This window comes from Microbacterium testaceum, assembly GCF_020781835.1.
Taxonomy (GTDB): Bacteria; Actinomycetota; Actinomycetes; order Actinomycetales; family Microbacteriaceae; genus Microbacterium; species Microbacterium testaceum_H.
Genome location: NZ_JAJGNJ010000003.1, coordinates 267,007 through 293,052, shown reverse-complemented (window position 1 = coordinate 293,052; position 26,046 = coordinate 267,007). Strand labels below are relative to the sequence as shown.

The following is a 26,046-nucleotide window of genomic DNA, read 5'->3' as shown; positions in this document are numbered from 1 at the left end:
ATTCCCTTGTTCAGCGCCATCGCGCGGGTTTTTCGCACACCCGACCTGAGGCGGAAGATTGCCTTCACGCTGGGCATCATCGCCATCTACCGGCTGGGTGCCCACGTGCCGACGCCCTTCGTCGATTTCCCCAACGTTCAGCGCTGTCTCGCGCAGTCGGGGAGCACCGAAGGCCTGCTCTCGCTGGTCAACCTCTTCTCGGGTGGTGCCCTCCTCCAGCTGTCGATCTTCGCCCTGGGCGTCATGCCGTACATCACGGCCACGATCATCGTGCAGCTGCTTCGCGTGGTGATCCCGCACTTCGAGACGCTGTACAAGGAAGGGCAGGCCGGCCAGGCCAAGCTCACGCAGTACACGCGCTACCTCACCATCGCGCTGGCGTTGCTGCAGTCCACGACGCTCGTCACCGTCGCCCGTTCCGGTCAGCTCTTCGGCACCGGCGGCGCTCCCGAATGCCAGCAGCTGCTCACCAACGACATCTGGTGGGCCCAGCTCCTCATGATCATCACGATGACGGCCGGTACGGGCCTGGTCATGTGGTTCGCCGAGCTCGTGACCGAGCGGGGCGTGGGCAACGGCATGTCGATCCTGATCTTCACGTCGATCGCCGCCACGTTCCCCGGCGCCATGCTGTCGATCCTGAACGCGCGCGGCGTCGAGATCTTCCTTCTGGTCCTCGCCGTGGGCATCCTCGTCGTCGGTCTCGTCGTCTTCGTCGAGCAGTCGCAGCGTCGCATCCCGGTGCAGTACGCCAAGCGGATGGTGGGCCGCCGCACCTACGGCGGGACGAACACCTACATCCCGATCAAGGTCAACATGGCGGGCGTCGTGCCGGTCATCTTCGCCTCGTCGCTGCTGTACATCCCGGCCCTCATCGCCCAGTTCAACCAGCCGCAGGCGGGTCAGGAGGCCGCACCCTGGGTGACCTGGATCTCGCAGTACCTCACGCGCGGCGACCACCCGATCTACATGCTCGTGTACTTCCTTCTCATCGTGGGGTTCACGTACTTCTACGTCGCGATCACGTTCAACCCGGTCGACGTCGCCGACAACATGAAGAAGTACGGTGGCTTCATCCCCGGCATCCGGGCCGGCCGTCCGACGGCGGAGTACCTGGACTACGTGCTCACGCGCATCACTCTCCCCGGTTCCATCTACCTCGGCCTGGTCGCTCTGCTCCCGCTCGTGGCGCTGGCGACGGTCGGTGCCAACCAGAACTTCCCGTTCGGCGGCGCGTCGATCCTCATCATCGTCGGCGTCGGTCTCGAGACGGTGAAGCAGATCGACGCACAACTCCAGCAGCGTCACTACGAGGGGCTACTTCGATGAGCGCACGTCTTCTGATCGTCGGACCTCAGGGCTCGGGCAAGGGGACGCAGGGCGTCCGCGTCGGCGCAGCCTTGGATATCCCCGTCGTCTCCACGGGCGACGTCTTCCGCGCGAACGTGGCCGAGGGCACCGACCTCGGCCTGCAGGTCAAGTCGATCATCGACGCCGGCGACCTGGTCCCCGACGAACTGACCAGTGCCGTCGTGCGTGACCGCCTCGCTCAGGCCGACGCAGCGCAGGGATTCCTCCTCGACGGCTACCCCCGCAATCTGGCCCAGGTCATGCACCTCGACGAGTTCCTCGAGGGGCGTGACGAGAAGCTGGATGCCGTCATCGCGCTGGTCGTCCCGCGGGAGGAGTCGCTCTCGCGATTGACCGCACGCGCGGCCGAACAGGGCCGGGCCGACGACACCGAGGAGGCGATCGCCACCCGCCTCGGCATCTACGAGCGCGAGACCGCCCCCATCCTCGACGTGTACGGCACGCGCGGCATCGTCGACGAGATCGACGGCGTCGGCGACCTCGACGAGATCACCGCGCGCATCTTCGCCGCGCTCGAGGCGCGCGGGCTGCGACCGGCGCGCTGACGTGGTGCTGCGCTCCTCGATCTACAAGAAGCCCGCCCAGCTGCGTGCGATGGTCGAGCCGGGGCTCATCACGGCCGCCGCACTCGATGCAGTGCGCGAGCTGATCGCACCGGGGGTCACCACTGTCGAGCTCGACGCCGCGGCATCCCGGGTGATCACCGCTCGCGGCGCGAAGTCGAACTTCCAGATGGTCCGCGGGTATCGACACACCATCTGCGCGTCCGTCAACGAGCAGGTGGTGCACGGCATCCCGAATGATCGCCCGCTGCAGGCGGGGGACCTGCTCTCGATCGACGCCGGTGCGGAGTTCCGCGGGTGGAACGGCGACTCGGCGTTCACGATGGTGGTCCCGGGGGACGCTCCCGAGGAGCTCGTCGCTCCCCGGCGCCGCTTGTCGGAGGTCACGGAGGGCTCGCTCTGGGCGGGCATCGCCGCCCTCAGCCGAGCGTCGCACCTGGGCGAGGTGGGGGCTGCCATCGAGGACTACATCGCGGCGAACGCCCCCGCGGGCGGGTACGGCATTCTGCGCGACTACGTTGGGCACGGAATCGGGCGCAAGATGCACGAGTCCCCGAGCATCTTCAATTACCGGGTGCCCGAACCCGGAGCCGAGGTGCGTCCGGGTCTCGCGGTCGCTATCGAGCCTATGGTCGTCATCGGGGACCAGGCGACCCAGGTCGAAGACGACGGCTGGACCGTGTCGACGATCGACGGTACGGCGGGCTCCCATTGGGAACATAGCGTCGCGGTGCACGATGGAGGTGTCTGGGTCCTCACCGCTCCCGACGGCGGTGCCGAGAAGCTGGCACCCTTCGGTGTGGTGCCGAAGGAGATCGACTGATGATGATGGCCGCGGTTCGCAAGTCCACGAACTGGTTCGCGATCGGGGTGACCGCCGCAGCGGTGGCCGTCGTCCTCGTGATCGGGGGAGTGGTCTGGTTCGCGAACAGCCAGGCCACATCACCGGGGACGGTGCCCGAATCCTCGGCAGTGAACGCCGACACCGGTGCGATCGCCGTCGGCTCCGGTGATCAGACCGTCGACACGTACATCGACTTCATGTGCCCCGTCTGCAATTCGTTCGAGCAGGCCTACGGCTCGACGCTCCAGCAGCTCGCCGATGACGGCACCATCACGCTGAACATCCACCCGATCGCCATCCTCGATGCGCAGTCGCAGGGAACGCAGTACTCGACGCGCGCAGCGAATGCCGCCTACTGCGTCGCCGTCGACGACTCCGCCAACGTACCCGCCTTCGTCACGGCCATGTACGAACAGCAGCCGACGGAAGGCACCGCGGGGCTCGACGACGCGACCCTTGGAGAGATCGCGAAGGATGCCGGAGCCTCGGATGCCGTGACCTCCTGCATCACCGACGGCACGTACACGAAGTTCGTCACCGCGATGACGAAGAGAACGCCGTCACAGACGGGGTCGGGCATCGCCACGCCGACCATCGCGATCAACGGTCAGGTCCTCGTCAACCAGCAGGACCTCACGGGGGATCCGCAGAAGGACATCGTCGAACGACTCGACGGCTGAGCCGAAGCGGCGAGTTGCCGCAGCGCGTTCTACCACGTATGCTTGATCTTTGGTGCGTTGCGCCTTCATTGGCGTGTCGCAGCACCGAATCCCCATCCACCGCAGACCGGCCGGTCTGCAATGAGCGTGAGCGAGTTTATGGCGAAGAAAGACGGTGTCATCGAGATCGAGGGCACGGTGTCCGAGGCACTGCCCAATGCGATGTTCCGTGTCGAACTGACCAACGGTCACAAGGTGCTCGCCACCATCTCGGGGAAGATGCGGCAGAACTACATCCGCATCATCCCCGAGGACCGCGTCGTCGTCGAACTGAGCCCCTACGACCTCACACGAGGTCGTATCGTCTACCGCTACCGCTGAGTCCGGCCGAGAAGTAACGAACCGCTCGCGCGGATCGAAGACAGCGAACAGGAAACACCCCCATGAAGGTCAACCCCTCCGTCAAGCCCATCTGCGACCACTGCAAGGTGATCCGTCGCCACGGGCGCGTCATGGTGATCTGCAAGAGCAACCCGCGTCACAAGCAGCGTCAGGGCTGAGTCCGCGCGGACTCGACGACCGACTTCCAACTGAACACACAACGGCAGGATCAGAACCCGCACAGCGGGGGACACCTCGGGGCGGAGGCCCGGGCACCGATCCTGCTCCACACCTCCACGACACTCTGAGGAGAGCCGCATGGCACGTCTCGCCGGCGTCGACATCCCGCGCGACAAGCGCGTGGTGATCGCACTTACCTACATCTACGGCGTGGGCCGTACCCGCTCCACCGAGATCCTCACCGCGACCGGCATCAGCCCGGACGTCCGCGTCAAGGACCTCACCGACGACCAGCTGGTCGCGTTGCGCGACCACATCGAGGGCACCTACAAGGTGGAGGGTGACCTCCGTCGCGAGGTGGCCGCCGACATCCGCCGCAAGGTCGAGATCGGTTCCTACGAGGGCCTGCGCCACCGCCGCGGCCTCCCGGTGCGCGGTCAGCGCACGAAGACGAACGCGCGCACCCGCAAGGGACCGAAGCGCACCGTCGCCGGCAAGAAGAAGGCGCGCTAGGCCTCCGCCGGCGCAGGATCCAGGAGAACCGCACATGGCACAGGCCAAGTCCGCCGCGCGCAAGCCGCGCCGCAAGGAGAAGAAGAACATCGCCGTGGGTCAGGCCCACATCAAGTCGACGTTCAACAACACCATCGTTTCGATCACCGACCCCTCCGGGGCCGTCATCAGCTGGGCCTCGTCCGGCGGCGTCGGCTTCAAGGGCTCGCGCAAGTCGACGCCGTACGCCGCAGGCATGGCAGCGGAGTCCGCTGCCCGCCAGGCGCAGGAGCACGGCGTGAAGAAGGTCGACGTCTTCGTGAAGGGTCCGGGTTCGGGCCGCGAGACCGCGATCCGTTCGCTCACGGCCGCCGGCCTCGAGGTCGGCTCGATCCAGGACGTGACGCCGCAGGCGCACAACGGCTGCCGTCCGCCGAAGCGCCGCCGCGTCTGACGCATCGTTCCCGGGGAGTGCTCGTCGCTCCCCGGGAACGCTGGCGCTCTCGCGCACCCCAGGCATTCGGATGCCGCGTCCCCCGGGGAGGCGGCATCCGGCGAGTACAACTCAACACCTCACCCCATTACACGTGTCATATAGCGGGCACGTGATCGAAAGGAACACATAGTGCTCATCGCACAGCGTCCCACTCTGACCGAGGAGAAGATCGGGGAGTTCCGCAGCCGTTTCGTCATCGAGCCGCTCGAGCCCGGCTTCGGTTACACGATCGGCAACGCGCTGCGTCGCAGCCTCCTGTCGTCGATCCCCGGCGCGGCCGTCACGAGCATCCGCATCGATGGCGTCCTGCACGAGTTCAGCACCATCCCGGGCGTGAAGGAAGACGTCACCGAGATCATCCTGAACATCAAGCAGCTCGTGGTCTCGAGCGAGCGCGACGAGCCCATCACCGCCTACCTGCGCAAGACGGGTGCCGGCGAGGTCACCGCCGCGGACATCTCCGCTCCGGCGGGCGTCGAGGTGCACAACCCCGAGCTGGTCATCGCCACGCTGAACGACACCGCGAAGTTCGAGCTCGAGCTGACGATCGAGCGCGGCCGCGGCTACGTCTCGGCCACCCAGAACCGCAACGAGTACGCCGAGGCGGGTCAGATCCCGATCGACTCGATCTACTCGCCGGTGCTCAAGGTCAGCTACCGCGTCGACGCGACGCGTGCCGGTGAGCGCACCGACTTCGACAAGCTCGTCCTGGACGTGGAGTCGAAGCCGTCGATCGCCCCCCGCGACGCGGTGGCCTCGGCCGGTCGGACCCTCACCGAGCTGTTCGGTCTCGCGCGCGAGCTGAACGTCGAGGCCGAGGGCATCGAGATCGGCCCGGCGCCGGTCGAGACCGTGCTGTCGAACGAGCTGTCGATGCCGATCGAAGACCTCGACCTCTCGGTCCGCTCGTACAACTGCCTCAAGCGCGAGGGCATCAACACCGTCTCGGAGCTGGTCGCCCTCTCCGAGACCCAGCTGATGAACATCCGCAACTTCGGTCAGAAGTCGGTCGACGAGGTGCGCGACAAGCTCACCTCCCTCGGCCTGTCGCTCAAGGACTCGGTGCCCGGTTTCGATGGCGCCCAGTTCTTCGGCGGCTACGACGACGAGACCGTCTGACCCGTCGGACCCGACCGAACCTTCCCACTGGAGTAACACGACATGCCCAAGCCCACGAAGGGTCCCCGCCTCGGCGGCGGCCCGGCCCACGAGCGCCTGCTTCTCGCGAACCTCGCCGCGGCCCTGTACACCCACAAGTCGATCAAGACGACCGAGACCAAGGCCAAGCGCCTGCGTCCGCTCGCCGAGCGCCTCATCACGTTCGCGAAGCGGGGTGACCTCCACGCTCGTCGCCGCGTCCTCTCGGTGATCGGTGACAAGGAGGTCGTGCACACCCTCTTCACGGAGATCGCTCCGCTGGTCGCCGACCGCGACGGTGGCTACACCCGCATCACCAAGGTCGGCAACCGCAAGGGCGACAACGCCCCCATGGCTGTGATCGAGCTCGTCCTCGAGCCCGTCACGAAGAAGCCGTCCGCCTCGAAGGCCGCTGCCGCGCCCGCCGCGGCCGCTGCGCCCGCTGAGGACGAGGCACCCGCCGAGGAGACCGCCGTCGAGGAGGCTCCCGCCGCCGACGAGGCCGCCGACGCCGGAGCCGAGTCCCCCGAGGAGGGCGCTGCCGCCGAGGCCGCTGCCGCCGACGCGGTGGAGGACGACGCCAAGGCGTAATCCCTCGCTGTCTCGCACCGAGGCCCCCTCCCGCTCGGGAGGGGGCCTCGGTCGTTCCCGGGCAGACCCGTAGGCTGGGAGGGTGCGTATCCGCCTCGACATCGCCTACGACGGCACGCACTTCCGCGGGTGGGCGCGACAGCCGGGGCTCCGCACCGTCCAGGGCACTCTGGAGGGCGCGCTGTCGCGCATCGTGGGGGGTGACCCGCGTCTCGTGGTCGCCGGGCGGACGGATGCCGGGGTGCACGCGTCCGGGCAGGTGGCGCATCTCGATCTCGACGACGCACAGACCGCGCGACTTCCGCGGCGTCGGCGGGAGGCGGACGAACCGGACTCCGTCGCGGCGCTCGCCGGACGCGTGCGCGGCGTTCTGGGCGCATACCCCGACGTGACCGTGACACGGACCTCCGAGGCGCCGGACGGCTTCGACGCGCGATTCTCGGCGGTGTGGCGCCGCTACGCCTACCGCATCGCCGACCTCACGACGGGCTATGACCCGCTCGAACGCTCCCGGACGACGACGGTGAAGGCCCACCTGGACGTGGAGGCGATGGATGCCGCGGCGCGCAGCCTCATCGGACTGCACGATTTCGCCGCGTACTGCAAGGCTCGGGAAGAGGCGACGAGCATTCGGACGCTGCTCGAATTCGACTGGCACCGTGACGCGTCGGGTGCCGTGGTCGCCAATGTCCGAGCTGATGCGTTCTGCCACAGCATGGTGCGCGCCCTGGTCGGAGCATGCGTCGCCGTCGGCGAGGGGCGCATCGAACCCGAGCGCATCGTCGCCATTCGCGACGCGGCCGCGCGCACGCCGGACACCAAGGTCCTGGCCGCACGGGGCCTCGTGCTCGCCGAGGTCGGCTATCCCGCGGACGAGCTGCTGGCATCCCGCGCCGAGCAGACCCGAAAGCGGCGTGACGCGGATGACATCGCTTCGTGAGCATTTGGCAACCCTCGGGGAGCCGCATAGTGAGCGGTCCTAGGCTGGCTAGGCCATGAAGGTCATCTCGTACAACTTGCGCAAGCATCGCGCCGCGGGGGAGCTCGCTGCTCTCGTCGACGCCCATGCCGTGGACGTCCTGTGCCTGCAGGAATACGACACGCGGGAGATTCCGGCGGAGATCTCGGGTCTGCGTCTGGCCGAGGCGACGCAGCGCAACCGCCTGGGGCTGGCCGTGTATTACCGGGAGAACACCTATCGGGCGGTCGAGGTGCGTTCCATCGCCTTGAAGAAGTCGCTGCACGACTATGTTCTGAAGCCCGCGGAGGAGAGGATGCTCGGCGTCCGGCTGCGCGACATCGATGACGGGCACGAGATCATCGTCGCGTCTTTCCACGCAGCGCCTCTCACCGCCTTGAACTCTCTCCGGCGTCACCAGATCCGCACGGCGTTGGCGGAACTTCAGAACCTCGGACCGGGTCTGCCGACGCTCATGGTGGGCGACTACAACTATCCGGTGTTCAAAGAGAATCTCGGTCAGGCGGTGCGCGATCAGGGGTACGAGCTTACGCTGAGCGACTCCCGTACGTACACGCGTTACCGCTTCTTCCGTGGGCACTACGACTTCGCCACCTCGATCGGCTTCGACATCGCCCATATCCGCACACTGCCCCAGGGGCTCAGCGACCATTTGCCCATCCTGATCACCGCCGACGTCACGGGCACACGCCCGGTACCCACCCCCTGAGTCGTCGCTCGACGACGACAACGGGGGCCATCCGATGGACGGCCCCCGTTGTCGGTGCGAAAAGGGCTACGCGGTCGCGCGGCGGCGGCGGGCCGCGGCTCCGATCACCACGGCTGCGCCGGCGACGACGAATGCCGCACCTCCGATCCACAGCCCGACGGTGTCGTCGGAGTCGATGCCGGTCACGGCGAGCCCGGCCTTCGACGGAGTCGTGCTTCCGGGTGCAAGGACGGTGATCCGCGAGTGCAGGACGACGTTGCTCGTCACACCGGTGAAGGTGAGGTCGTAGGTGCCGACACCGTTCGAAGGGAAGGTGATCGGGACATTCAGCTTGCCCTGTACCGCGTGCGTCCGCAGCGTCGCATTGGTCTCGATCGCTGTCTTGACCATGGCCAGCGCGGCGCCCGAGGCATTCTCGCCGGTGATCGAGATCACGATCTCCTCGGAGGCCTCGAAGGGCGCCAGGTCGGTGGTGAAGGTGCTGACACTGCCCGCGGTGATCGTGTCGGGGGTCGCGATGACCACAGCGGGGTCGACGTAGGCGTTGGCGGCCGTGGGGGCCATCAGCGCGGCGGCCGCCAGCGAGAGCGCTGCGGCGGCACGGAGGATCGTGTTCTTCATGGTGGGCCCCATCTCAGTGGCGGGTATGGCCGGACAGATGATCGCGAGCGACAGCGGGTGCGGGTGAGCGCCGCTCGCCGAGCCAGTCTGCCCACGCCCGGGAGGCCGCACTCTTCGGTGCGGCGACGTTTCACGCCGGGGCATGCGGGAAATCACCTGGCATCCGCGCGCCGGGCGCGCGGGACCCCCACCGCTCGCCGGCGGGCCGATGCGCGACGGGGAAGACCTGGACGCCGTCCCGACCGCCTCAGGTGTCCGGATCGTGACGGTGACGGCGCACGGTGGTGCCCACGGCGATCGCGCCGCCCGCGAGGGCGAGGGTTCCGCCCCCGATCCAATAGCCGAGCGCGGGCGTGCTGCCCGCGGTGTCGGCCGCGGCGTGAGTCGTCGTCCCCTCCTCGGGGGAGCCGGAGGTGGCCGCGATCGCGGCGGCTGGGAAGGCCAGAGCGGCGCCGGTGATGAGCGCGGCGGTGGCCAGGGAACGGACGACGGCGAACTTCATTTCGGCACCCACTAGCGTCGGAGACAGTGGTCCGGGCACGGCACGTGCCACGGGCCGGCGGCCGTCGCAGCCCCCATCGCGCGACGAACATCCGCCTCTTCGACTATCCCTCATTCGCGCAGATCGCGCCACCCACCGGAGTGTCGACTGCGTGGATCGTGGGCGTCGTCAGCGTCTCCAAGATGTCGGTCGCGGGCGTGGCGACGCGCAGATCGAGGGTCGCGGACTGTCCCGGAGCCAGTCGCACCGACCACTTCAGCACGTCCCGCCCGCGATCGCGGCCGCCGGCGAAGCCGCTCGCAGCTCCCTCGCCCGTCGCCCGCTGGTGCGTCACGGAGGCACCCGGTGGGAGATACACGTAGACGCCTGTGAGGGTGTGCCCGACGGGGACGCCGTATCTGCCCCCGCCCGTGACGTAGTCGGGGAGCGTCGCCGGGTCCGGTGCCTCGTTGCGCAGCGTCACGCGGAGTGCCGCCGAGGACGGCGAACACCACGACGCTGCCACACCGAGCCGCATGTAGTAGTCCATCTTCGACCCCGTGCCGTCGTTGACGTAGACACCGAAGACTGTGCGCCCGCCGTCGACCGCGGGGAGCGCACCCTGCAGCGTGGTGCCGTCGAGCATCGCCTGTTCGGCCGGATCGGCGTTCCAGACCAGGATCCGCCGTTCCCTGCCTGCTCGGTCGAGCGCGTCCGCGAGCGCCCTCAGCTCCACGCGTCCGCCCGCCACCGCTTCGAACACGGCAGACGAGGCCGACTGGAAGAAGGCGTCCTGGTGCGTCGGGTCCGGGTAGCGCCGGTACACCTCGTCGAGGAGGAGGGGAACGGCGTTCACGCTCGTGAGCACGTCCCCGGACGGAAGCGTCACGGGTCCGGTCGCGCGCAGAAGGTACGACAGCGCGACCGGGTCGACGGCGATGACCCCGTCGACCTCCGTGCCGTGCTGTCGGCGCCACATCTCCCGCGCCAGGGGAGCCCCCACCGAGAAATCGGGCACCTGCGTCACGTTCTGGACGAACCGCGCCGGGCGGTCATCGAAGAGGGCGCGCAGACCGTCCGGGAGCTCGGCGACGGGGGCGGCACCGGCCCCGCGGAATTCGGTCGACGACGCTTGCGCGGTGAGCCGGACGCGCCCGCGGTCGGTGTCGATCTGAGCCACGGCTCCCACGATCCCTCCCAGCGAGCGCCACTCCGCATCGTTCTGGAACACCACCAGGTACGACCGGGCCCGGTCCGCGCCCAGCATGTCCGGAAGCAGGCGCGTGGTCCGGTGCAGCGCGTCCGCTTCGTCATGCGCGCGCGTGACCATCTCGCGCGCGCGGGCGAGTTCATCCGCGACCGATCCACGGAGGTCGGCGGACGCCGCCGCAGACAGCTCGGACGACGCGACCTCGAGGGCGAGGGCGGCCGAGCGAGCAGCCGGCTCCCACGAGGCCAGCCGGGCGACGTCGTACCCGCCGTCGGACGCGCGCAGGGACCCGGACGAGAGGGCGGATGCCACCTCACGCAGCGGATCGAGCGCGTCGAGCGCTCGATCGCCGGCGGAGGCCACGGACGCCATTGCACGCAGGTGCGGACCGATCCACGGCAGAGCGCCCGCCGCCGTCCAGACCGGGTCGTCGGTCAGGGCGTGCGCCGCCGCGACGTCGTCGGCTGTCGAGGCGAGATCATCGGCCCAGGCGACGGGGTCGTCGACCGCGGACGTCGCTTCCGCCAGCGCGGTATGGACAGCCGCCAGATGCTGGTACGCGATGGTGCCGCGCACCAGGACCCAGGCCGTCGCGAGCATGCCGACGACCAGGAGGAGCAGGGTGACAGCCAGGAACGCACGTTCAGACGAACCGGCGCCGTGCGAGGATCGGTGGATCACGGGAGCACCCTAAGACCTCCGGTGAGCGCCAGGGACGCACGGCCGGTCGCCGCCTAGACTCGGTGGGAAGAGCACAGGAGGATTCATGGGGGACGGGGTGCGACGCGGCCGGATCGCGCTGGCGACGGTCGGCGGGGGGACGATGCTGCTCGCGCTGGTCGCCTGCGGTGCGCCGCCGTGGGCTCAGGGAGACGGGCGGGCGACGGCGTCCCCTGCCCCCTCCGCTTCCGTCGTCCCGGTTCCGGAGCCTGTTTCCAATGACCTGTCGAGCGGCTCCACGCAGAAGCAGGTCACCGCCGGGGCGATCGCGGCGACGGTCGACTACTGGTCGACCCTGCCGATGGATCGCTGGACCGCGACCGCGCTGAAGCCCGTCAGCATTTCGATGGTCACCACCGTGACACCCGACGACGGCCAGAAGGTCTACCTGCAGCGGGCCACGATGACGGCTGTCCCGGGCAACGCGTCGCAGTCGTTCTCCCCGCTCGCGCCGCAGACCGATCAGGGCAACCCGCCGGGCTACCTCGTGCTGTCGCCGTACAGCTACTCTCAGACGTTCAACGTCGGCGAGGTCCCCGCCGACGCGACCTTTGTGACGATGCAGTTCACCTACGAGTTCCTCCTCCAGACCACCCCGACCTCGAGCGAGTTCGCCAAGCAGACGGCGAGCGACACCATCACCGTCGCGATCACCCGCGACGCCGCGACCCCTGCGGGCTGATCAGGCGCGCAGCCGCTCCCACCGGTCGCCGCCCAGTCCCGTCGCGGTGAGGGCGGCGGCTTCAGCCCGTTGGACCAGCTCGGGGAGGTCGTAGTCGGCCGACTCCGCCGGCACCCACCCGACGCTCGCCGACAGCTGCACGTCGGACCACTCGCCGGCATCCATCTCGGTGACCCGTCGCAGAAGCGTGCGGACGTGCTCGCGCAGCACGGTACCGGGGCGGCACACCACTGCGACGACGCGGCCGCGCGCCGGCCGTCCGAGGTCGGCCTCAGCCGGAAGCGTGGTGGCGACGAGGGCCTCGAACGCCGAGACGATCCGATTCCAGTTGTTCTCGCCGATCGTCGTGCGGATCTGGTCGGGGTCGTCGAGACGGATCGCGAGCACCGCCCACGAGCTCTCGTGCGAACGTCGCGCGCGCGCGAGGCGATCGGCAGCGATCACGGAGAACTGCGGCCACGAACGCGCGTCGCCCGCGCCGACGGGGGAGACCGACGTGAAGTACAGAACGCTGACGGTCGCGCACACGAGGTAGATCAGCATGGCCAGCCCGTTGAGGAGCCGGGGGAGCTGCAGATCCTGCACGTTGGAGGGCAGAGCCAGGCCCGCGACGACGATGCCGGCGGCCAGTGCGACGAATCCGGCCGACACGACCGTCAGGGGCAACGCGAGCCGCTCCAAGCGGTCCGCCGCGCGCCGCGTCTCGACGATGGTGAGCCCGGCGAACACGGCGGCGCCGAGGAACGCTGCGCGGAACGTCATGCCGTACACCTGAGGGTCGACGGCCAGCACGAACGCGACCGCGGTCGCGATGGATTGCACCACCGCGATCCACGGCAGGGCGGGGACGCCGCGGCGGGCGCGGAAGCCCGACCAGATCAGGGCGGGCGCGCCCAGCATGAGTCCCAGTCCCGCGCGACGGAGGGCCTCGTCCCCGACGACCGAGCCGGCGACCGAGACCCACGTGCTCGACATGGCCAGGACGAACGCCAACGACCACAGGAGCGCGGCACGCGACGGACGGTGCAGGAACCCCAGGCCGATGACCATCACGGTGGCGAGCGTGGCGACGGTGGCCTGTGCGAGTCCGAGGTTGGCGAGCGTCTCGTGGGGTGTCATCCTTCGGCCGCCCCCGACCGCGAGGGCAGACGCACGGTCACGGTGGTGCCCGTGCCGACCTCGCTCTCGAGCTCGAGGGACCCGCCCTGCTCCTCGATGATGCTGCGGACGATGCCCATCCCGAGCCCCGTGCCGGGGGTCGGACTCTCGCGAGCCGCCCGGGCGCGGAAGTACGGGTCGAAGATGCGCGGGAGGTCTTCGGGATGGATGCCGATCCCCGTGTCGGCGAAGACCAGCTCGACGTGGTCGTCGAAGACCTCGCCCGAGATGTGCACGCTGCCTCCTCCGGGGGTGTACTTGATCGCGTTGCTGAGGATGTTGTCGAACGCCTGTCGCAACCGGAAACCGTCGCCCACGACCTCCGCCGCCGCCGGGAGATCGTCGCTCACGCTGACGCGGCGTGCGGCGGCGGCCGGACGGAACGATTCCAGCGACGACGCGATGATCCGGCTGGCATCCGCCGTCGCCGCCGTCTTCTCCTCTCGGAAGACCCCGCGGGAATTGGCGAGGATCTCGGAGATCAAGGTCTGCATGCGTTCACCGGCGCCGGCGATGACCTCCAGCTGCTCGCGGACCTTCGGCGAGAGGTCGGGTGCATCCAGGGCCAGGTCGGCGTGGCCGATGATCGCCGTCAGAGGATTGCGCAGCTCGTGCGACACCGTCGCCGCCAGGCGCTCGCGCGCGCGTTCGGCCTCGATCAGCGCGGTCACGTCATGGACGATGAGCAGCGTGCTCTCCGGTTCGTCGGACGAGACCAGGCGGCGCGTCGACGCGGACAGGGCGTGCCATTCGCCCTGTGCGTCGAAGAGCCATACCCGTTCGTCCTCGAACTGCTCGCCGCGAGCCGCCCGTGCGAAGGGTCGCTCGGATTCGGGCAGGGGTTCTCCGCGCAGGGTCGCGTACTCGACGGCGCCGCCCGGTCGTGACGGCTCGTCCCGCTCGATGCCGTAGAGGTTGACGTACGTGTCGTTGAGCGCGAGGACTTCACCAGCGACCGACAGACGCGCGATGCCGGTGTCGAGGCCGTTCAGCATCTGCGACACGCGACGCTCCTGGCCCGTCACGCGTTGGAGGGTGCCCTGCAGTCTGCTGGCCTGCCGTCGCAGGAGCTGTTTGACGGCGCGCGTCTGCCGCGCCGACAGGTACGCCGTGATCGCGATGAACGTCAGCGACAGCAACACGACGATCAGACGCAGGGCCGTCGCCGTACCGGTGCCGTTCACAGAGGCATCCGCGACGATGATGACCCCGACCGTCGCGAGTGCGGCGATCATCATGCTGAGGACGAAATGGGTGGCGATCCAGGTGATGGGGAACACCCAGAAGAATCCGAACCGCAGGTCGGTGCCGAAGCTCAGCAGCCCGATGCCGACGATGTCGCCGAAGGGGATGATCGAGACCGCGTTCCGAGGAAGCCGATGCCACGGCACCATGATGGCGACGGCGGTCAGGGCGATGACGACCCCGACCCCGGTGGAGAAGGTCCACACGGCGAACAGCGCCGGTGACAACGCCTGCACGAGCAGGACCGTGATCACGACGCTCGCACCGAGGACCAACTGCAGCAGCCATACCGAGCGTGTACGGCTGCTCGGCCCGCCGGCGTCCGGGTCGGAGAACGACGACGTCGCCGGCGGAACGCTCCTCACGGCTGCCATGTATTCGAGTGTATAGACGATGGTGTAGTCTTCTGCGCGCCATCCTGTCTCTGCTCGCCCTTTCGCGTCATACCCGTCGCGTCGTCCGGTCAGACTCCCCCTGAGGCCTGCATCCTGCAGCGTGATGGTCGTTCGTCGACCTCTGCGCACCCGCGCCCTCAGACTCAGGAGAGACCCGTGAGCAGTTCCTCTCACCGTCGTACCGTGCGAGCCCTCGCGCTCGCCGCCGTCGTCGCGCTCGGCGGCCCGATCACCCTGACGGGGTGCGCTCAGGTCGTCGACGCCTTCAACGCCATCCAGGCACAGACGTCGGGCAATGGCCAGTCGGTCGTCGTGTCGACGCCCGCGCCGCAATCGACGTCGTCCGCTATGCCCTTCGACTCGCGGTTCACCTACGACGGCTCGGTGTCGCTGTCGTCGGAGGTCGCGGACGGCCTCGAACTGCGGCTGGATGTGTGGGCCGTGGACCCCAAGCGCACCATGGAGTGGAGCGCGACCAACGAGAAGCAGTTCGGGTTCGCCCTCAACGTCTACGACCACCGCGTCGACGAGAAGGCGGTGCTCACCGAGAAGCGGCGCGTGTACGTCTCGTCGGTGTCCATCACATCCCAGACCGCGCAGACCGGCGGCCAGGTGTCCAGCCCGTTCCAGTTCAGCGCCGACCCGCGCACGCTGGTGCCATCGGACACTCTTCGGTCCGACCGTGGTCTCCTGCTCAACAGCTTCCAGGGAGGACTCCTCGTACCGACGACCTCCATTCGTCAGCTTCCCAACGACACGTACGGCATCACGCTCGAGTTCGCCCTGAACATCGCCGTGGAGGGGGCGGCGAACTCCGACACGTCGTTCAGCCAGCAGACGGTCTACCAGTACCTGCCGATCGCGATCTTCGAGTCCGACGGATCCTCGACCGCGGGGCAGACGATCGACTCCGGCACCAACACGGGCCGCGCGCCGGGATGGGGACAGAGCGGCGATCAGGGCTGAGCACCCGCGCGACCCCGTCAGAGGCGGGGGACGGCACCGGGGCTGGGTCGGAGCCGTCGGCTCTCCATGAGCAGCGAGACGTCGTGCACGTCATGCGCGGTGTGGTGCTCGAACGACAGGTCGGGGGTGTCGGTGTAGTCGATCAACGGCATCTGATCGGCGAAGATCCGGCGGACGTCTCGCTCGATGTCGGAGAGGGGGGTCGCGCCCGCGTGTATCGCGATGACCGTGTCGCGGGCGGGAACGCCGGCGTGGGCATGGGGGAGAGCCTGGCGCGTCGCGTCCATCAGGGCCGTGAGCATGTCCTCGGCCCGAGCGGAGTTGTGCGCGGTTCGGATCAGATCGATCTCCGGGATGCGCATGACGAGGACGTGGAGTTGCCGGTTCGAGGCGAGGAGATCCTCCGCGGCGCAGCGCAGGTTGCGCCGATCGTGTGCCCGCGTGCCGGGCGCCGGATCGTCGTCGAGTCGACGCCCCAGGCGTACCGCCCCGAATCCCATGCCGACGATGGCCAGCGCGCTGACGATCGTGGTGATCTGCGTCGAAGCGGTGTGCTGCCACAGTAGGGAGGACATGCCCGTCGCGGCGGCGACGAGCAGCCGGTACAGGTTGTACGCGCCGTAGGCGATCAGGGTGAGCAGCAACAGCCGTGACCCGGGCAGCTCACTGACCGGTCGCCGTCCGAACTCGACGGCGCCCAGGACGGCGAAGACGGCGAGGCCGGCGGTCTTCAGCAGGGTCGCGTCGTCGAGGGGGACGACGAAGGTGACGGCCAGCATCAGGATGCCGACGGCGCCCGTCGTCGCGGCGCCGATCGCGCGCCGGGCGTTGAGACGACGGGCTCCCGCCCACGCAAGTCCTGCGGCGACGACGTTGGTGCAGTTTCCGACGGCGGCGGCGAACTCACCGCCCCCGGCGATCTCGGCCACATTCGCCACCGAGCAGGCGAGCGCTGCGAGCGCCGCCACCCCCATGTAGCGGACGAGTTCGGCGCGCGGGCCACCGCGGTCATCGCCGTGGCGTCCGTGTGCGAGGAACAGCGCGGCGCCGGCCACCGCGGCGGCGGCGATGGCGGCAAGCAGGTCGAGGACGACCATCGACGGGCTCTTCCTGTGCCGGGCCCCCGGGGCGAATCTTGAGGAAACCTTGCGGGGACGGTGGTCATGTGCGGCGGTGGCCTTGCGCTGAACCTACCAGAGTGGGACACGGCTGAACCGCCGCCCCTCCGACAGGAAGACACCGCCATGACCGATGCGCGCAGCTTCGCTCCCCAAACCCGGGCGATCACCTACCCGGTGGGTGGCGCAGGCGGTCCCATCATCGAGGAGCACGCGTTCCCCGACGACTTCGCCTCGGTGCTGGAGCACTCGACGGTGCACCGTTCCACGATCGGATGCATCATCCCGGCGTACAACGAGGAGGAGTCGATCGCCCAGGTCATCGAGGCCCTGCTCGGTCAGACCCGCGTGCCCGATGTCATCCATGTCGTCGTCAACAACACCTCGGATGCGACCGTCAAGATCGCCTCGGAGTACAGCGGCCCGCACGAGATCAGCACCGAGTTGGGCGAGCAGTTCACCGAGGTGTTCGTCCACGACATCGGCAAGAACCCCGACAAGAAGGTCGGTGCGCTGAACTACGGCTACTCCCTCGTGGAGGGTTACGACTACCTGCTCGGCGTCGACGGCGACACCATCGCCGACAGCAAGGCTGTGGAGTACCTCGAGACGGAGGCCGTCTCGGACTCCCGCATCGGCGGGATCTCCGCCATCTACACGATCGACGACAAGCCCATCAAGGGCCTCATGGCCCGCTTCCTCACCGCCGGACAGCGCACCCAGTTCGCGGCGTTCAACCTGCAGAACCTCCTTCGCGGCCGCAACATGGCGGTGCTCGGCGGCCAGTTCTCGATCTTCTCCACCAACGCGCTGCGCGAGGCGATGAAGCAGAACCACCAGGTCACTCCCTGGGTGAAGGACTCCGAGGTGGAGGACTCGCTGCTGTCGCTGCAGATCAAGAGCGCGGGCTACCTGACCAAGATCAGCCCCTACGCCCGCGCCAACGTGGGCGGCATGACGACGCTGTCCGGCTACGACGCCCAGCAGGTGAAGTGGACGTACGGTGCCATCGAGCTGATGTGGCCTGGTCAGCGTGGAGACACCAAGGGGCAGCCGTTCCACCCGAACCTGCGCCTGCGCTGGTTCGAGAACTTCGGCATGCTGACCAACCTCTTCGTCCGTGTGGCGTTCCTGACGCTGCTCGCGGGATCGCTGTCGATCAACGCCTTCGTGTTCTCGCCCCTGTGGCTGATCCCGCCGGTGGTCGCGATGCTCCTGAACCTGCGTATCGCCCGCACCATGGCCGCCTGCGACCGTGCCGACATCCTCTTCGCGGTGCTGTTCTTCCCGGCGGAGATCTTCATGTGGATCCGCATCAGTCATTTCGTGCGCTCCTGGACCCGCTTCCTCTCGCGGAAGAAGGTCGACAACTGGGCCATGCAGGCCAAGGCGGAGCGCGGTGGCGGACTCGGCCACTGGGCGCCGATGGTCGTCCTCATCGGCGTCGCCATCGCCCTCGCGGTGATCTGGGTGCTCGTCGGTCCGATGGTGCAGTCCTCGATCCTCTGGATCGGCTGGCCCATCGTCGGTGTCGTCACGGTTCTGCAGACCCTCCTGATGTTCTCCAAGCTCGTCCGTCGTCACCACGGATACAAGGTCTGATCGCGACCCGAACGCATCAGAGAAAACGGATGCCTCGGCCCTGGGGAGGGTCGAGGCATCCGTTATGTGCGCGCGTCGTCTGTCAGGGCGCGGCCATGAGCTCCGAGGTGAGGCGGTAGCCGACACCGCGCACCGTCTCGATGTAGCGAGGGTTGGCGGGGTTGTCACCGAGTTTGCGGCGCAGGTTGGTCATGTGCGCCTCGATGGCACGCTTGTCCGCCTCGCCGACGAAGTAGCTGGTGACGTACGACTCGCCGCGCAGCACCAGGGTCAGGTCCGCCTTGCTGCGCACGCGGCGCTTGGACTCCATGAGGGTGGCGAGAAGGTCGAACTCCGTGCGGGTGAGGTCGAGCTCGAACCCGTCGACGAGCACGATGCGGCTGTCCGGGTCCAGCTGCAGGTCGCGGTGCACGATCCATGGTGAACCCGACGGCGTCAGCTCGCCGTGCGCGCGCGGTGCGACCTCGTTGCCCGGCCGGGCCGCCACCTCGTTCCCTGGTGCCGACTGCCACGGCTCGGGACCCTGGGACGAGGGAACCACGACCGGGGCGCTCGGCGTCGGTGCCGGCGGAAAGGCAGCGACGGGGGCCGGGGCGGGGGTGGCGGGCGGAACGTGCTCCTGCGCGGGCCGGGCGGCGGGGAACGAGGGGCCGACGCTGTCCTGGCGCGGAGCGGTGACGGCGGGCGCCCCCGCGCGCGGTCGGCGCAGGAGCGCTTCGATGCGCGCGCGCAGTTCGCGCGGGCGGAAGGGCTTCACGACGTACTCGTCGGCTCCTGCGCCGAGGCCGAGCACGACGTCGGCCTCCTCTTCGAGCCCGGTGAGCATGATGATGTAGGTGTCGCTCTGCTGGCGGATGCGGCGGGCGGCTTCGAAGCCGTCGATGCCGGGCATGTTCACGTCGAGCGTGGTGATGAGGGGCTGATAGGCGATGACCGCGCGGACGCCGTCGATGCCGTTGCCCACCGACACCGTGGAGAACCCGGCCGACTCCAGCACCTCGACGAGAAGATGACGGATGTCGGGATCGTCCTCGACGATCACGGCCGTCTTCAGCATCTCCGTGCTGTCGCTCATCGCACCACTCTTCCGGATTCGCACGTGTCCGTGCCCGTGCTCTCCCCCGAGGCACGCGGCCGCACTGCGACCGAGCGCAATCTTTACATACTTCGCCGCGCGAGGGTCGCGCAGAGGTCGATCTCGGGGTTCAGCGGCTCTTTCGGGTCAGCTCGACGGCGGCATCCGGCCACCAGGACCCCGCCGCGGGACCGCCGTTGCATTCGCCGTCGCTCTCACCGGGAGGCTTGATCCAGAGGGTGGTGTCCACGACCCCGTCCCCGTACGCGCCACTGCCCGCGCCGACGAGGCGCCCGCCGGGGTTGCACCACTCCGATCCCGCGGGGCCGGCGCCGTTGCGGGAGGTGTCGATGACGGCGTGGGTTCCGCCGAGGAGGTCGGACAGCTGGTGGGCGTATGCGAACTCGTTCGCAGTGTCCTGGTAGTTGGACACGTTCAGCGCGACCCCTCGCACGTCCCCGAGGAGTCCGGTGGAACGCAGCAGATCCGCCATCTCGCGGGCGGGATGCCACGCCGAGTGTCCGCCGTCGAGGTAGATCCACGTGTCGACACCGCGGATGTTCTCCACGGCGGTGCGCAGGTACCCCGCGCGGTCCTGCAACGACCCGCACGACGGTGCGAGGGCGATGCTGTCCGGCTCGAGGATGACGATCTTCCGGACGTCCGACGCGTTGCGCAATGCGTCGCCGATGCGAGCGGTCCATTCGCGGTACGCGGCGGGATCCAGTCCGCCGGCGGAGTGGTTGCCGCAGTCGCGGTCGGGGAGGCCGTAGACGGCGAGGGAAACCGTGGCATCCTGCTCCCGGGCCTCGGCGGCGAGATGCGCAACGCGGTCCCACACCTCGTCGAGGGGGTCGATCTCGGGGGTGAGCCAGTAGGTCGTCGGCTGCGCGGCGAGCCATGCGGCCGCCTCAGCCTCGGGGGAACCGGGTGGCGCCTGCGCGGCAGCCTTCGCCGCTTTCGATTCGTCGGGGGCGACGATACGCGTGTCCACCGCGGGCGGCCGGGCGGACAGGGTCTGGAACAGCGACGTCACCAGGCTGCCGACCACCGCGATAGCGGCAACCAGCGCCACGACGACCACCACGGCGCCGCCCACCAGGACCGGCCGCGGAATCCGACGCCGGCGGCCCGGGCGGTGTGCTCTCCCCACTCTGAGGACTTTAGTCGAGCGCTCGGCACAGCGCCCTCTGCGGCGAGCCGGCCGACACCCTCCGCGACGGATGTGGACCGAATCCGATACACGCGCCGGTCTACCCGCATCGTCTGTACTCGGCCGTACGCATCCTCTGCACTTGTTAGGTGCGCAAAGCGGATAGCCTGTGAACGTGGGCAAACTGGTTTACAACGCGCTCGGTCAGTCGTTCGACATCGAGGACCGGACCCTCGCCCACCTGCGCCTGGTCTTCATGAACAAGCTGCGTCGCGGCGAGCCCTTCATGTTCCACTTCCCGGTAGGCGACGGCAGCGGGACGCGGACGCTCTGGATTCACCCGTCGATTCCGCTGGTCTTCCACTTCTACGGCAGTCGCCCGCCGCACGTGAATCGCCGGTGGGTCGACGAGCTCATGCACGAGGCGAGCTCGCCGAACGGGCTCACCGTCGTCGCAGAACCCGACCCGGATTCGGTGGACCCGGTCACGGCCTGAGTCGGGTCAGCGGCATTCGGCGTCGACCACCTCGCGGACGCGATCGAGGAAATCGGCCACCTGGTCGGCCGCGCCCGGTGGCAGATCGAGGGCGAACTCGCGGATCCGCGCCGTGACGGGGTCGATCGCGTCGGCGTCCGTGCTGCGGTCGAAGGGCACGACGAACTTGCTGCGCCGATCGGCGGGATTCGCCACGAAGCCGATGAGCCCTCCGGCGGCGAGTCGATCGAGCATGCCGGTGACCGACGCGGTCGACACCGCGAGCGCCTGCGCGATCTCGGTGGGGGTGACCGTGGCCCCCTCGTCCGCGCGCTCGAGGATGAGACGCATCGCGGCGCGCGCGTTCTCACTGGGGCCGCATCCCGTCTGTCGTCGTCGTGCCAGCCTGGCCTCCGCCAAGCGCAGTCTCTCGACGGCGCGGGCGGCGACCGTCGCGGGGTCGTCTTCAGTCACGATCGTCATGGCTCTCCTGTAAGGGTCCGGCCGCCCGATGCGACAGTCTAGTTAGGCAAACGAGATTCCAGTGGCTCAAAACATTGGGGGACGGTCGGGGGAGATGTGAGAAAACTTGGCGGACCGCCGAGATTCTCGCGTGATTCACCTTGTGATAGTTAGGTCGTCTAGTAAAATATCGACCGTCCACAACTCCGGAAGGAGACGCTCATGGGCCTTCTGTTCTACGGCTCTTCCGAGCGCCCGATCCGGGTCCCGGATCGCGTGCTCGCCCACGTGAAGGTCGTCATAGCGACCAAACTCCGCCGCGGAGAGAGCTTCACGATGTCGTGGCGCCACCTCGAGGACGAGGAGGGCGGACGAAGCACGATCTGGATCCAGCCATCGATCCCGTTGCGATTCGTGTTCGGGGCCATCGAGCCCGAGGTGCTGGACCCGGCGTTGCTGCAGACCTACGCCAACTCCGCGAACTCGTCGGGCGGCCTGACGATCGATCTCGACATCGCCGCGCCCGGCCCGGTCGGAGCACCTTCCGGCGCCGTGTGACCGTGAGCGTCGCACCTGCTGAACGGGGCACGGCACCTCAGCGCCGGCCCGACGCGTGTCGGTGAGCCATCAATGACACCCACTCCATACCGGGGCAGGGCGGGGCGGATCGTCGTCGCAGGCGCTCCCATGCCTCGACGTAGACGCCTTCGAGGAGGGATGCCGCGGCGTCGGCGTCCCTCGCCAGGGTGAGGATCACGGCGTACACGCGCGGTGACGTGGCGTCGTAGAACTCGACGAACGCGTCGCGGTCGCCGGATGCCGCCCGCACGAGAAGCATGTCCAGGTCGACCCCGCCGACGGCGGCGCGGGTGCTGTCGGTCAGCGTCATTGCACCTCCCTCGTCGACGTGCCTTCAGTCAATCGCCGGATGCGCCCCGCGTCCGGGGGTTGCGCTTGTCCGGTGGTTGGCGTAGCGATGCGCGACGTTCCGCGGGCGCGGCGTCAACCCCGGTCCGCCCCGCACGGGCCGGTTCTACGCTGACTCGCATGAGATCGATCGTCCGATGGGGCCTCGCCCTCGCGATGACGTTCGCCGGTGTGGCGCACCTGACCTTCGCCCGAAGAGAATTCCAGGCGCAGGTGCCCGATGCCCTGGTGGCACGCACACCGCTCGACCGCGACGCGGTGGTCGTGGCATCCGGGGTCGTGGAGGTCGCCTTCGGGGTCGCGCTCGTGGCTCTCCCGAAGGAGCGCCGTCGTATCGGGGCGGCGTTGGCGGCGTTCTATGTCGCGGTCTTCCCCGGCAACATCGACCAGTGGCGCAAGAAGCGCTCCGCATTCGGGCTCGACACCGACCGCCGACGCTTCACGCGGCTGTTCTTCCAGCCGGTGCTCGTTGCCGCGGCATGGTGGTCGACACGCTGACGCGGCGATGAATGCCGTCGTCAGCCTGGAGCTCATCCTCGACGCAGATGCGGAGGCCGCGGTGCGAGGCGAGTGGGAGATCCTCGACGCCGCAGGTCTGCCGAGTCAGGCGCGGCACACGGGATCCAGCAACCGACCGCATGTGACGCTCCTCGTCCGCACGCGATCGCCGGCTCTCCCCGAGGGTTCCCTCGAGGGCCGCCTGCCGCTGGCCGTCACCCTCGGCGCCCCCCTGCTCTTCGGCGGTGGCCGCACCCGCGTGCTGGCGCGCTCGGTCGTTCCGACTGCGGCGCTACTGGAGTTGCACGCCCAGGTGCACGCGCTCGCCGGCTCCGGGGAGGATGCTGCGCACACCGTGCCGGGGGACTGGACCCCGCACGTCACCCTTGCGCGTCGGCTCCCTGTCGACCGCGTCGGAGACGCGCTGGCCGCCGGTGTCGGAGCCGGCGAGCCGATCGAGGCGCGGGCGATCGGCATCCGGCGGTGGGATTCGGCCACCCGCACGGTTTCGCACATCGCCGGACGTGGGACCCTGGAGTCGTGCTGACCGACGCCGCCCTGGCCTTCCTCGCCGAGTACCACCTGGCAACCCTCTCCACGATCGGCCGATCGGGGCGGGTGCACGCCGTGCCCGTCGGCTTCACCTACACGGACGGCGTCGTCCGGGTCATCGGGTCGCGCGGAAGCCAGAAATTCGTCAACGCCGAACGCGACGGGCGCGCCTCGATCTGCTCGGTCGACGGAGCCCGGTGGATCAGCTTCGAGGGACCGGCCCGTGTGACGGACGATCCCGAGGCCGTCGCCCGCGCCGTCGACCTGTACGCCGCGCGCTATCGGCAGCCGCGTGTGAACCCCGAGCGGGTCGTGCTGGAGATGACGGTCGCGCGCGTCCTCGGATCGGCCTCGTTCCGCGCCTGATCGGAGTACGCTCGGAGCATGTCCTTCCTTTCCCCATCGATGCCCGTCGGGCGTGAGGGGGTCGTCGGCGCGTGGAGCGCCGACGACAGAGGCGCGATCGGATCTGTGGCCCTCGCCGCCTGAGCGGCGACGTCGTGCACCCCTCGGGACGGTGCACCCACACTCGCGCCGACACGTCGTCGGTGCGGATCCTCCGTTCACCCGCGCTGAGCCGCGGGTGCCGTCCGACCGGAACAGATCCGGTCCGTCGATGGGAAAACCGTCATGATCGCTCTCACCGAGTCCACCATCCGATCCAGTTTCGTCAACGTCTCTCTGCGCGAACGCAAAGCGATCGTCCTCCCCGCGGATCTCGCCGACCGCGACTGGGACCGTCTCGACTATCTCGGCTGGCGCGACCCGAAGTCACCGCTGCTGGGGTTCGTCGTCGCAGAGATCGATGCCGTCCCCGTGGGACTGCAGCTGCGCCAGGCCGAGCAGCCCACCCGTTCGCGGCCCCAGTGCTCGTGGTGCTCCGACGTCACCCTGCCGAACGATGTCGTCTTCTTCTCCGCCCGTCGTGCCGGTCGCGCCGGCAAAGCGGGCAACTCCGTCGGCACCCTGCTGTGTGCGAACTTCGAGTGCTCCGCGAACGCGCGACGCCTCGACCCGCCCGCGTATCTGGGTCACGACGCCGCCGCCGCGCGCGACCGCCGTGTCGAAATGCTGCGCGCTCACGTCGACGGGTTCTTCCGCGACCTGATGATCGGCGACTGATCCGGGCTGCCCGGGTCCGGCCGGGTCCGGGCACCCGCTCAGGGCGCGGTCCGCGTCGCCTCCGCAGCGCCCTGCCGAGAGCATCCCCACGCTTCGGCGCGGCAGCCGTGGGGGAGAGACGGCGGCCGCGGCGTGCGATCACCGCCCGTCCCCGCCTGGGATACTCGACGCGATGAACCGCACTCTCGCCGCCGCCATCGCGGTCGCCGCGCTCGCCGCGGCGTTGTCGGCATGCGCGCCGGGCTCCGACACGGCACCGTCTGCGACGGTCGTGCCGTGTGCGCCCGGCGCGGTCGCCGTCGGGGAGGGTGCCGAGGCGCTCCAGGCCGCGCTGGACGCGGCCGTGCCGGGTGCGGTGCTGCAACTGGCACCGACCGTGTACCGGGGACGCTTCCGCGCTTCAGCGAGCGCGAGCGCACAGGCCCCCATCGTGCTGTGCGGTTCGGCGGGGACGGTGCTCGACGGAGGCGATGTCGGGGACGGATACACGCTGCACCTCGAGGGCGCCGACTACTGGGACGTCCGCGACCTCACGGTACGGGGCTCCCAGAAGGGGGTGGTCCTGGACGCCACGACCCACTCCACCCTGAGTGGGCTGACCATCTCGGACGTGGGCCAGGAGGGACTGCATCTGCGCGCCGGGAGCAGCGACAACACCGTGCGCTCGGTGACCGTCGAGCGCACCGGCCTGACGGACCCCGAGTTCGGTGAGGGCGTGTACGTCGGTTCGGCGGAGTCGAACTGGTGCCGGTACACCGCCTGCGAGCCCGACCGCAGCGACCGTAACGCGTTCCTGGACCTCGTCGTGCGCGACACCACGGCCGAGGCGCTCGACGCCAAGGAGGGCACGACGGGTGGGGTCGTGCGGGGGTCGTCGCTCTCGGTGGGCCCCGCGCCTGCGGTGGACAGCGCCGTCGACCTCAAGGGCAGCCAGTGGCGCCTGGAGGGCAACACGATCTCGGGACCCGTGGATGCCGTGTCGATCCACGTCATCCTGGATCCCTGGGGAGCCGGCAACGTCGTCGCAGGGAACCTCCTGCGTCCGGGACCGGACGGTGTCGGCGTTGCGGTCGTCGGCTCCGCGCGGTCGGCCGGCAACGCCGTGGCGTGCGACAACACCCTCGAAACGGGCGCGGTTCTGACCGACGTTGCGTGCGCGTAACGCGGACGCGGTAACCTGCA

32 protein-coding genes are annotated in these 26,046 nt (G+C 69.0%); 22 read left to right on the top strand and 10 right to left on the bottom strand.

Going from position 1 to position 26,046, the window contains the following annotated elements; all coding sequences use genetic code 11:
* Positions 1–6: 6 nt before the first annotated feature.
* The 12 genes from secY to LL239_RS06220 all read left to right on the top strand — a co-directional run bounded on the left by secY (position 7) and on the right by LL239_RS06220 (position 8,402).
* Positions 7–1,329 (top strand): preprotein translocase subunit SecY, encoded by a 1,323-nt coding sequence (gene secY / locus LL239_RS06275; RefSeq protein ID WP_228162595.1) that lies wholly within the window; start codon positions 7–9, stop codon positions 1,327–1,329.
* Entirely contained in the window at positions 1,326–1,916 is a 591-nt protein-coding gene (locus tag LL239_RS06270; protein ID WP_228162594.1) for an adenylate kinase, read from the top strand. The genes secY and LL239_RS06270 overlap by 4 nt, the downstream gene beginning before the upstream one ends.
* Position 1,917: 1 nt before the next feature.
* Positions 1,918–2,757 carry a type I methionyl aminopeptidase gene (gene map, locus LL239_RS06265; RefSeq protein WP_228162593.1) on the top strand — a complete coding sequence of 280 codons (840 nt, stop codon included), beginning with the start codon at positions 1,918–1,920 and terminating at the stop codon, positions 2,755–2,757.
* Positions 2,757–3,458, top strand: coding sequence for a DsbA family protein (locus LL239_RS06260; RefSeq protein WP_228162592.1), 702 nt, complete (start codon positions 2,757–2,759; stop codon positions 3,456–3,458). The genes map and LL239_RS06260 overlap by 1 nt, the downstream gene beginning before the upstream one ends.
* A 138-nt stretch (positions 3,459–3,596) precedes the next feature.
* Positions 3,597–3,818 (top strand): translation initiation factor IF-1, encoded by a 222-nt coding sequence (gene infA, locus LL239_RS06255; protein ID WP_013583992.1) that lies wholly within the window; start codon positions 3,597–3,599, stop codon positions 3,816–3,818.
* A 62-nt stretch (positions 3,819–3,880) separates the two neighbouring features.
* Positions 3,881–3,997 carry a 50S ribosomal protein L36 gene (gene rpmJ / locus LL239_RS06250; RefSeq protein WP_005050492.1) on the top strand — a complete coding sequence of 39 codons (117 nt, stop codon included), beginning with the start codon at positions 3,881–3,883 and terminating at the stop codon, positions 3,995–3,997.
* Between the two features lie 139 nt (positions 3,998–4,136).
* Entirely contained in the window at positions 4,137–4,511 is a 375-nt protein-coding gene (gene rpsM / locus LL239_RS06245; RefSeq protein ID WP_063256596.1) for a 30S ribosomal protein S13, read from the top strand.
* A 34-nt stretch (positions 4,512–4,545) separates the two neighbouring features.
* Positions 4,546–4,944: a 30S ribosomal protein S11 gene (gene rpsK, locus LL239_RS06240; RefSeq protein ID WP_013583990.1), complete on the top strand. Its 399-nt coding sequence runs from the start codon at positions 4,546–4,548 to the stop codon at positions 4,942–4,944.
* Between the two features lie 171 nt (positions 4,945–5,115).
* Positions 5,116–6,105, top strand: coding sequence for a DNA-directed RNA polymerase subunit alpha (locus LL239_RS06235; RefSeq protein ID WP_022879045.1), 990 nt, complete (start codon positions 5,116–5,118; stop codon positions 6,103–6,105).
* Positions 6,106–6,147: 42 nt separating this feature from the next.
* Entirely contained in the window at positions 6,148–6,714 is a 567-nt protein-coding gene (gene rplQ, locus LL239_RS06230; protein ID WP_228162591.1) for a 50S ribosomal protein L17, read from the top strand.
* 82 nt (positions 6,715–6,796) lie between these two features.
* Positions 6,797–7,654 (top strand): tRNA pseudouridine(38-40) synthase TruA, encoded by an 858-nt coding sequence (gene truA, locus LL239_RS06225; RefSeq protein ID WP_228162590.1) that lies wholly within the window; start codon positions 6,797–6,799, stop codon positions 7,652–7,654.
* 55 nt (positions 7,655–7,709) lie between these two features.
* Positions 7,710–8,402: an endonuclease/exonuclease/phosphatase family protein gene (locus tag LL239_RS06220; protein ID WP_228162589.1), complete on the top strand. Its 693-nt coding sequence runs from the start codon at positions 7,710–7,712 to the stop codon at positions 8,400–8,402.
* Positions 8,403–8,468: 66 nt separating this feature from the next.
* Here the strand turns inward: LL239_RS06220 and LL239_RS06215 are convergent, their stop codons facing one another.
* The 3 genes from LL239_RS06215 to LL239_RS18015 all read right to left on the bottom strand — a co-directional run bounded on the left by LL239_RS06215 (position 8,469) and on the right by LL239_RS18015 (position 11,395).
* Positions 8,469–9,023: a hypothetical protein gene (locus tag LL239_RS06215; RefSeq protein ID WP_228162588.1), complete on the bottom strand. Its 555-nt coding sequence runs from the start codon at positions 9,021–9,023 to the stop codon at positions 8,469–8,471.
* Between the two features lie 247 nt (positions 9,024–9,270).
* Positions 9,271–9,525, bottom strand: a complete 255-nt coding sequence (locus tag LL239_RS06210; protein ID WP_228162587.1) for a hypothetical protein — start codon at positions 9,523–9,525, stop codon at positions 9,271–9,273.
* A 103-nt stretch (positions 9,526–9,628) separates the two neighbouring features.
* Positions 9,629–11,395, bottom strand: a complete 1,767-nt coding sequence (locus tag LL239_RS18015) for a DUF4012 domain-containing protein (RefSeq protein ID WP_228162586.1) — start codon at positions 11,393–11,395, stop codon at positions 9,629–9,631.
* A gap of 85 nt (positions 11,396–11,480) precedes the next feature.
* Here LL239_RS18015 and LL239_RS06200 point away from each other — a divergent pair, with 85 nt between their 5' ends.
* Positions 11,481–12,116, top strand: coding sequence for a hypothetical protein (locus tag LL239_RS06200; protein ID WP_228162585.1), 636 nt, complete (start codon positions 11,481–11,483; stop codon positions 12,114–12,116).
* Here LL239_RS06200 and LL239_RS06195 read toward each other — a convergent pair whose 3' ends face one another.
* Both LL239_RS06195 and LL239_RS06190 read right to left on the bottom strand, forming a co-directional pair.
* Positions 12,117–13,235: a hypothetical protein gene (locus tag LL239_RS06195; RefSeq protein WP_228162584.1), complete on the bottom strand. Its 1,119-nt coding sequence runs from the start codon at positions 13,233–13,235 to the stop codon at positions 12,117–12,119.
* Positions 13,232–14,893 carry a sensor histidine kinase gene (locus tag LL239_RS06190; RefSeq protein ID WP_228162583.1) on the bottom strand — a complete coding sequence of 554 codons (1,662 nt, stop codon included), beginning with the start codon at positions 14,891–14,893 and terminating at the stop codon, positions 13,232–13,234. The genes LL239_RS06195 and LL239_RS06190 overlap by 4 nt, the downstream gene beginning before the upstream one ends.
* A 177-nt stretch (positions 14,894–15,070) precedes the next feature.
* Between LL239_RS06190 and LL239_RS06185 the strand changes: the two genes are divergently transcribed.
* Positions 15,071–15,880 (top strand): fructose 1,6-bisphosphatase, encoded by an 810-nt coding sequence (locus LL239_RS06185; protein WP_228162582.1) that lies wholly within the window; start codon positions 15,071–15,073, stop codon positions 15,878–15,880.
* 17 nt (positions 15,881–15,897) lie between these two features.
* Here the strand turns inward: LL239_RS06185 and LL239_RS06180 are convergent, their stop codons facing one another.
* Positions 15,898–16,977 carry a hypothetical protein gene (locus tag LL239_RS06180; RefSeq protein ID WP_228162581.1) on the bottom strand — a complete coding sequence of 360 codons (1,080 nt, stop codon included), beginning with the start codon at positions 16,975–16,977 and terminating at the stop codon, positions 15,898–15,900.
* 147 nt (positions 16,978–17,124) lie between these two features.
* Here LL239_RS06180 and LL239_RS06175 point away from each other — a divergent pair, with 147 nt between their 5' ends.
* Positions 17,125–18,600 carry a glycosyltransferase family 2 protein gene (locus LL239_RS06175; protein ID WP_228162580.1) on the top strand — a complete coding sequence of 492 codons (1,476 nt, stop codon included), beginning with the start codon at positions 17,125–17,127 and terminating at the stop codon, positions 18,598–18,600.
* Positions 18,601–18,682: 82 nt separating this feature from the next.
* Here LL239_RS06175 and LL239_RS06170 read toward each other — a convergent pair whose 3' ends face one another.
* On the bottom strand, positions 18,683–19,675 hold the full coding sequence (locus LL239_RS06170; protein WP_228162579.1) for a response regulator transcription factor: 993 nt from the start codon (positions 19,673–19,675) through the stop codon (positions 18,683–18,685).
* Positions 19,676–19,805: 130 nt separating this feature from the next.
* Positions 19,806–20,828 (bottom strand): glycoside hydrolase family 6 protein, encoded by a 1,023-nt coding sequence (locus LL239_RS06165; RefSeq protein ID WP_228162578.1) that lies wholly within the window; start codon positions 20,826–20,828, stop codon positions 19,806–19,808.
* Between the two features lie 175 nt (positions 20,829–21,003).
* Here LL239_RS06165 and LL239_RS06160 point away from each other — a divergent pair, with 175 nt between their 5' ends.
* Positions 21,004–21,324: a DUF7882 family protein gene (locus LL239_RS06160; RefSeq protein ID WP_228162577.1), complete on the top strand. Its 321-nt coding sequence runs from the start codon at positions 21,004–21,006 to the stop codon at positions 21,322–21,324.
* 6 nt (positions 21,325–21,330) lie between these two features.
* Here the strand turns inward: LL239_RS06160 and LL239_RS06155 are convergent, their stop codons facing one another.
* Positions 21,331–21,786: a MarR family winged helix-turn-helix transcriptional regulator gene (locus tag LL239_RS06155; protein ID WP_228162576.1), complete on the bottom strand. Its 456-nt coding sequence runs from the start codon at positions 21,784–21,786 to the stop codon at positions 21,331–21,333.
* A 201-nt stretch (positions 21,787–21,987) separates the two neighbouring features.
* On the opposite strand from LL239_RS06155, the gene LL239_RS06150 reads away from it, so the two are divergent.
* Positions 21,988–22,323 (top strand): DUF7882 family protein, encoded by a 336-nt coding sequence (locus LL239_RS06150; RefSeq protein WP_228162575.1) that lies wholly within the window; start codon positions 21,988–21,990, stop codon positions 22,321–22,323.
* A gap of 37 nt (positions 22,324–22,360) precedes the next feature.
* Here LL239_RS06150 and LL239_RS06145 read toward each other — a convergent pair whose 3' ends face one another.
* Complete coding sequence (locus tag LL239_RS06145) at positions 22,361–22,654, bottom strand: hypothetical protein (protein WP_228162574.1); 294 nt, start codon at positions 22,652–22,654, stop codon at positions 22,361–22,363.
* A 158-nt stretch (positions 22,655–22,812) separates the two neighbouring features.
* Here LL239_RS06145 and LL239_RS06140 point away from each other — a divergent pair, with 158 nt between their 5' ends.
* The 5 genes from LL239_RS06140 to LL239_RS06120 all read left to right on the top strand — a co-directional run bounded on the left by LL239_RS06140 (position 22,813) and on the right by LL239_RS06120 (position 26,026).
* Positions 22,813–23,190, top strand: coding sequence for a DoxX family protein (locus LL239_RS06140; RefSeq protein WP_228162573.1), 378 nt, complete (start codon positions 22,813–22,815; stop codon positions 23,188–23,190).
* Positions 23,191–23,197: 7 nt separating this feature from the next.
* Positions 23,198–23,737 (top strand): 2'-5' RNA ligase family protein, encoded by a 540-nt coding sequence (locus LL239_RS06135; RefSeq protein WP_228162572.1) that lies wholly within the window; start codon positions 23,198–23,200, stop codon positions 23,735–23,737.
* Complete coding sequence (locus LL239_RS06130) at positions 23,731–24,108, top strand: PPOX class F420-dependent oxidoreductase (protein ID WP_228162571.1); 378 nt, start codon at positions 23,731–23,733, stop codon at positions 24,106–24,108. Before LL239_RS06135 ends, LL239_RS06130 begins: the two co-directional genes overlap by 7 nt.
* 264 nt (positions 24,109–24,372) lie before the next feature.
* Positions 24,373–24,864 carry an FBP domain-containing protein gene (locus tag LL239_RS06125; protein ID WP_228162570.1) on the top strand — a complete coding sequence of 164 codons (492 nt, stop codon included), beginning with the start codon at positions 24,373–24,375 and terminating at the stop codon, positions 24,862–24,864.
* A 172-nt stretch (positions 24,865–25,036) separates the two neighbouring features.
* Complete coding sequence (locus tag LL239_RS06120) at positions 25,037–26,026, top strand: hypothetical protein (protein ID WP_228162569.1); 990 nt, start codon at positions 25,037–25,039, stop codon at positions 26,024–26,026.
* Positions 26,027–26,046 lie beyond the last annotated feature (20 nt).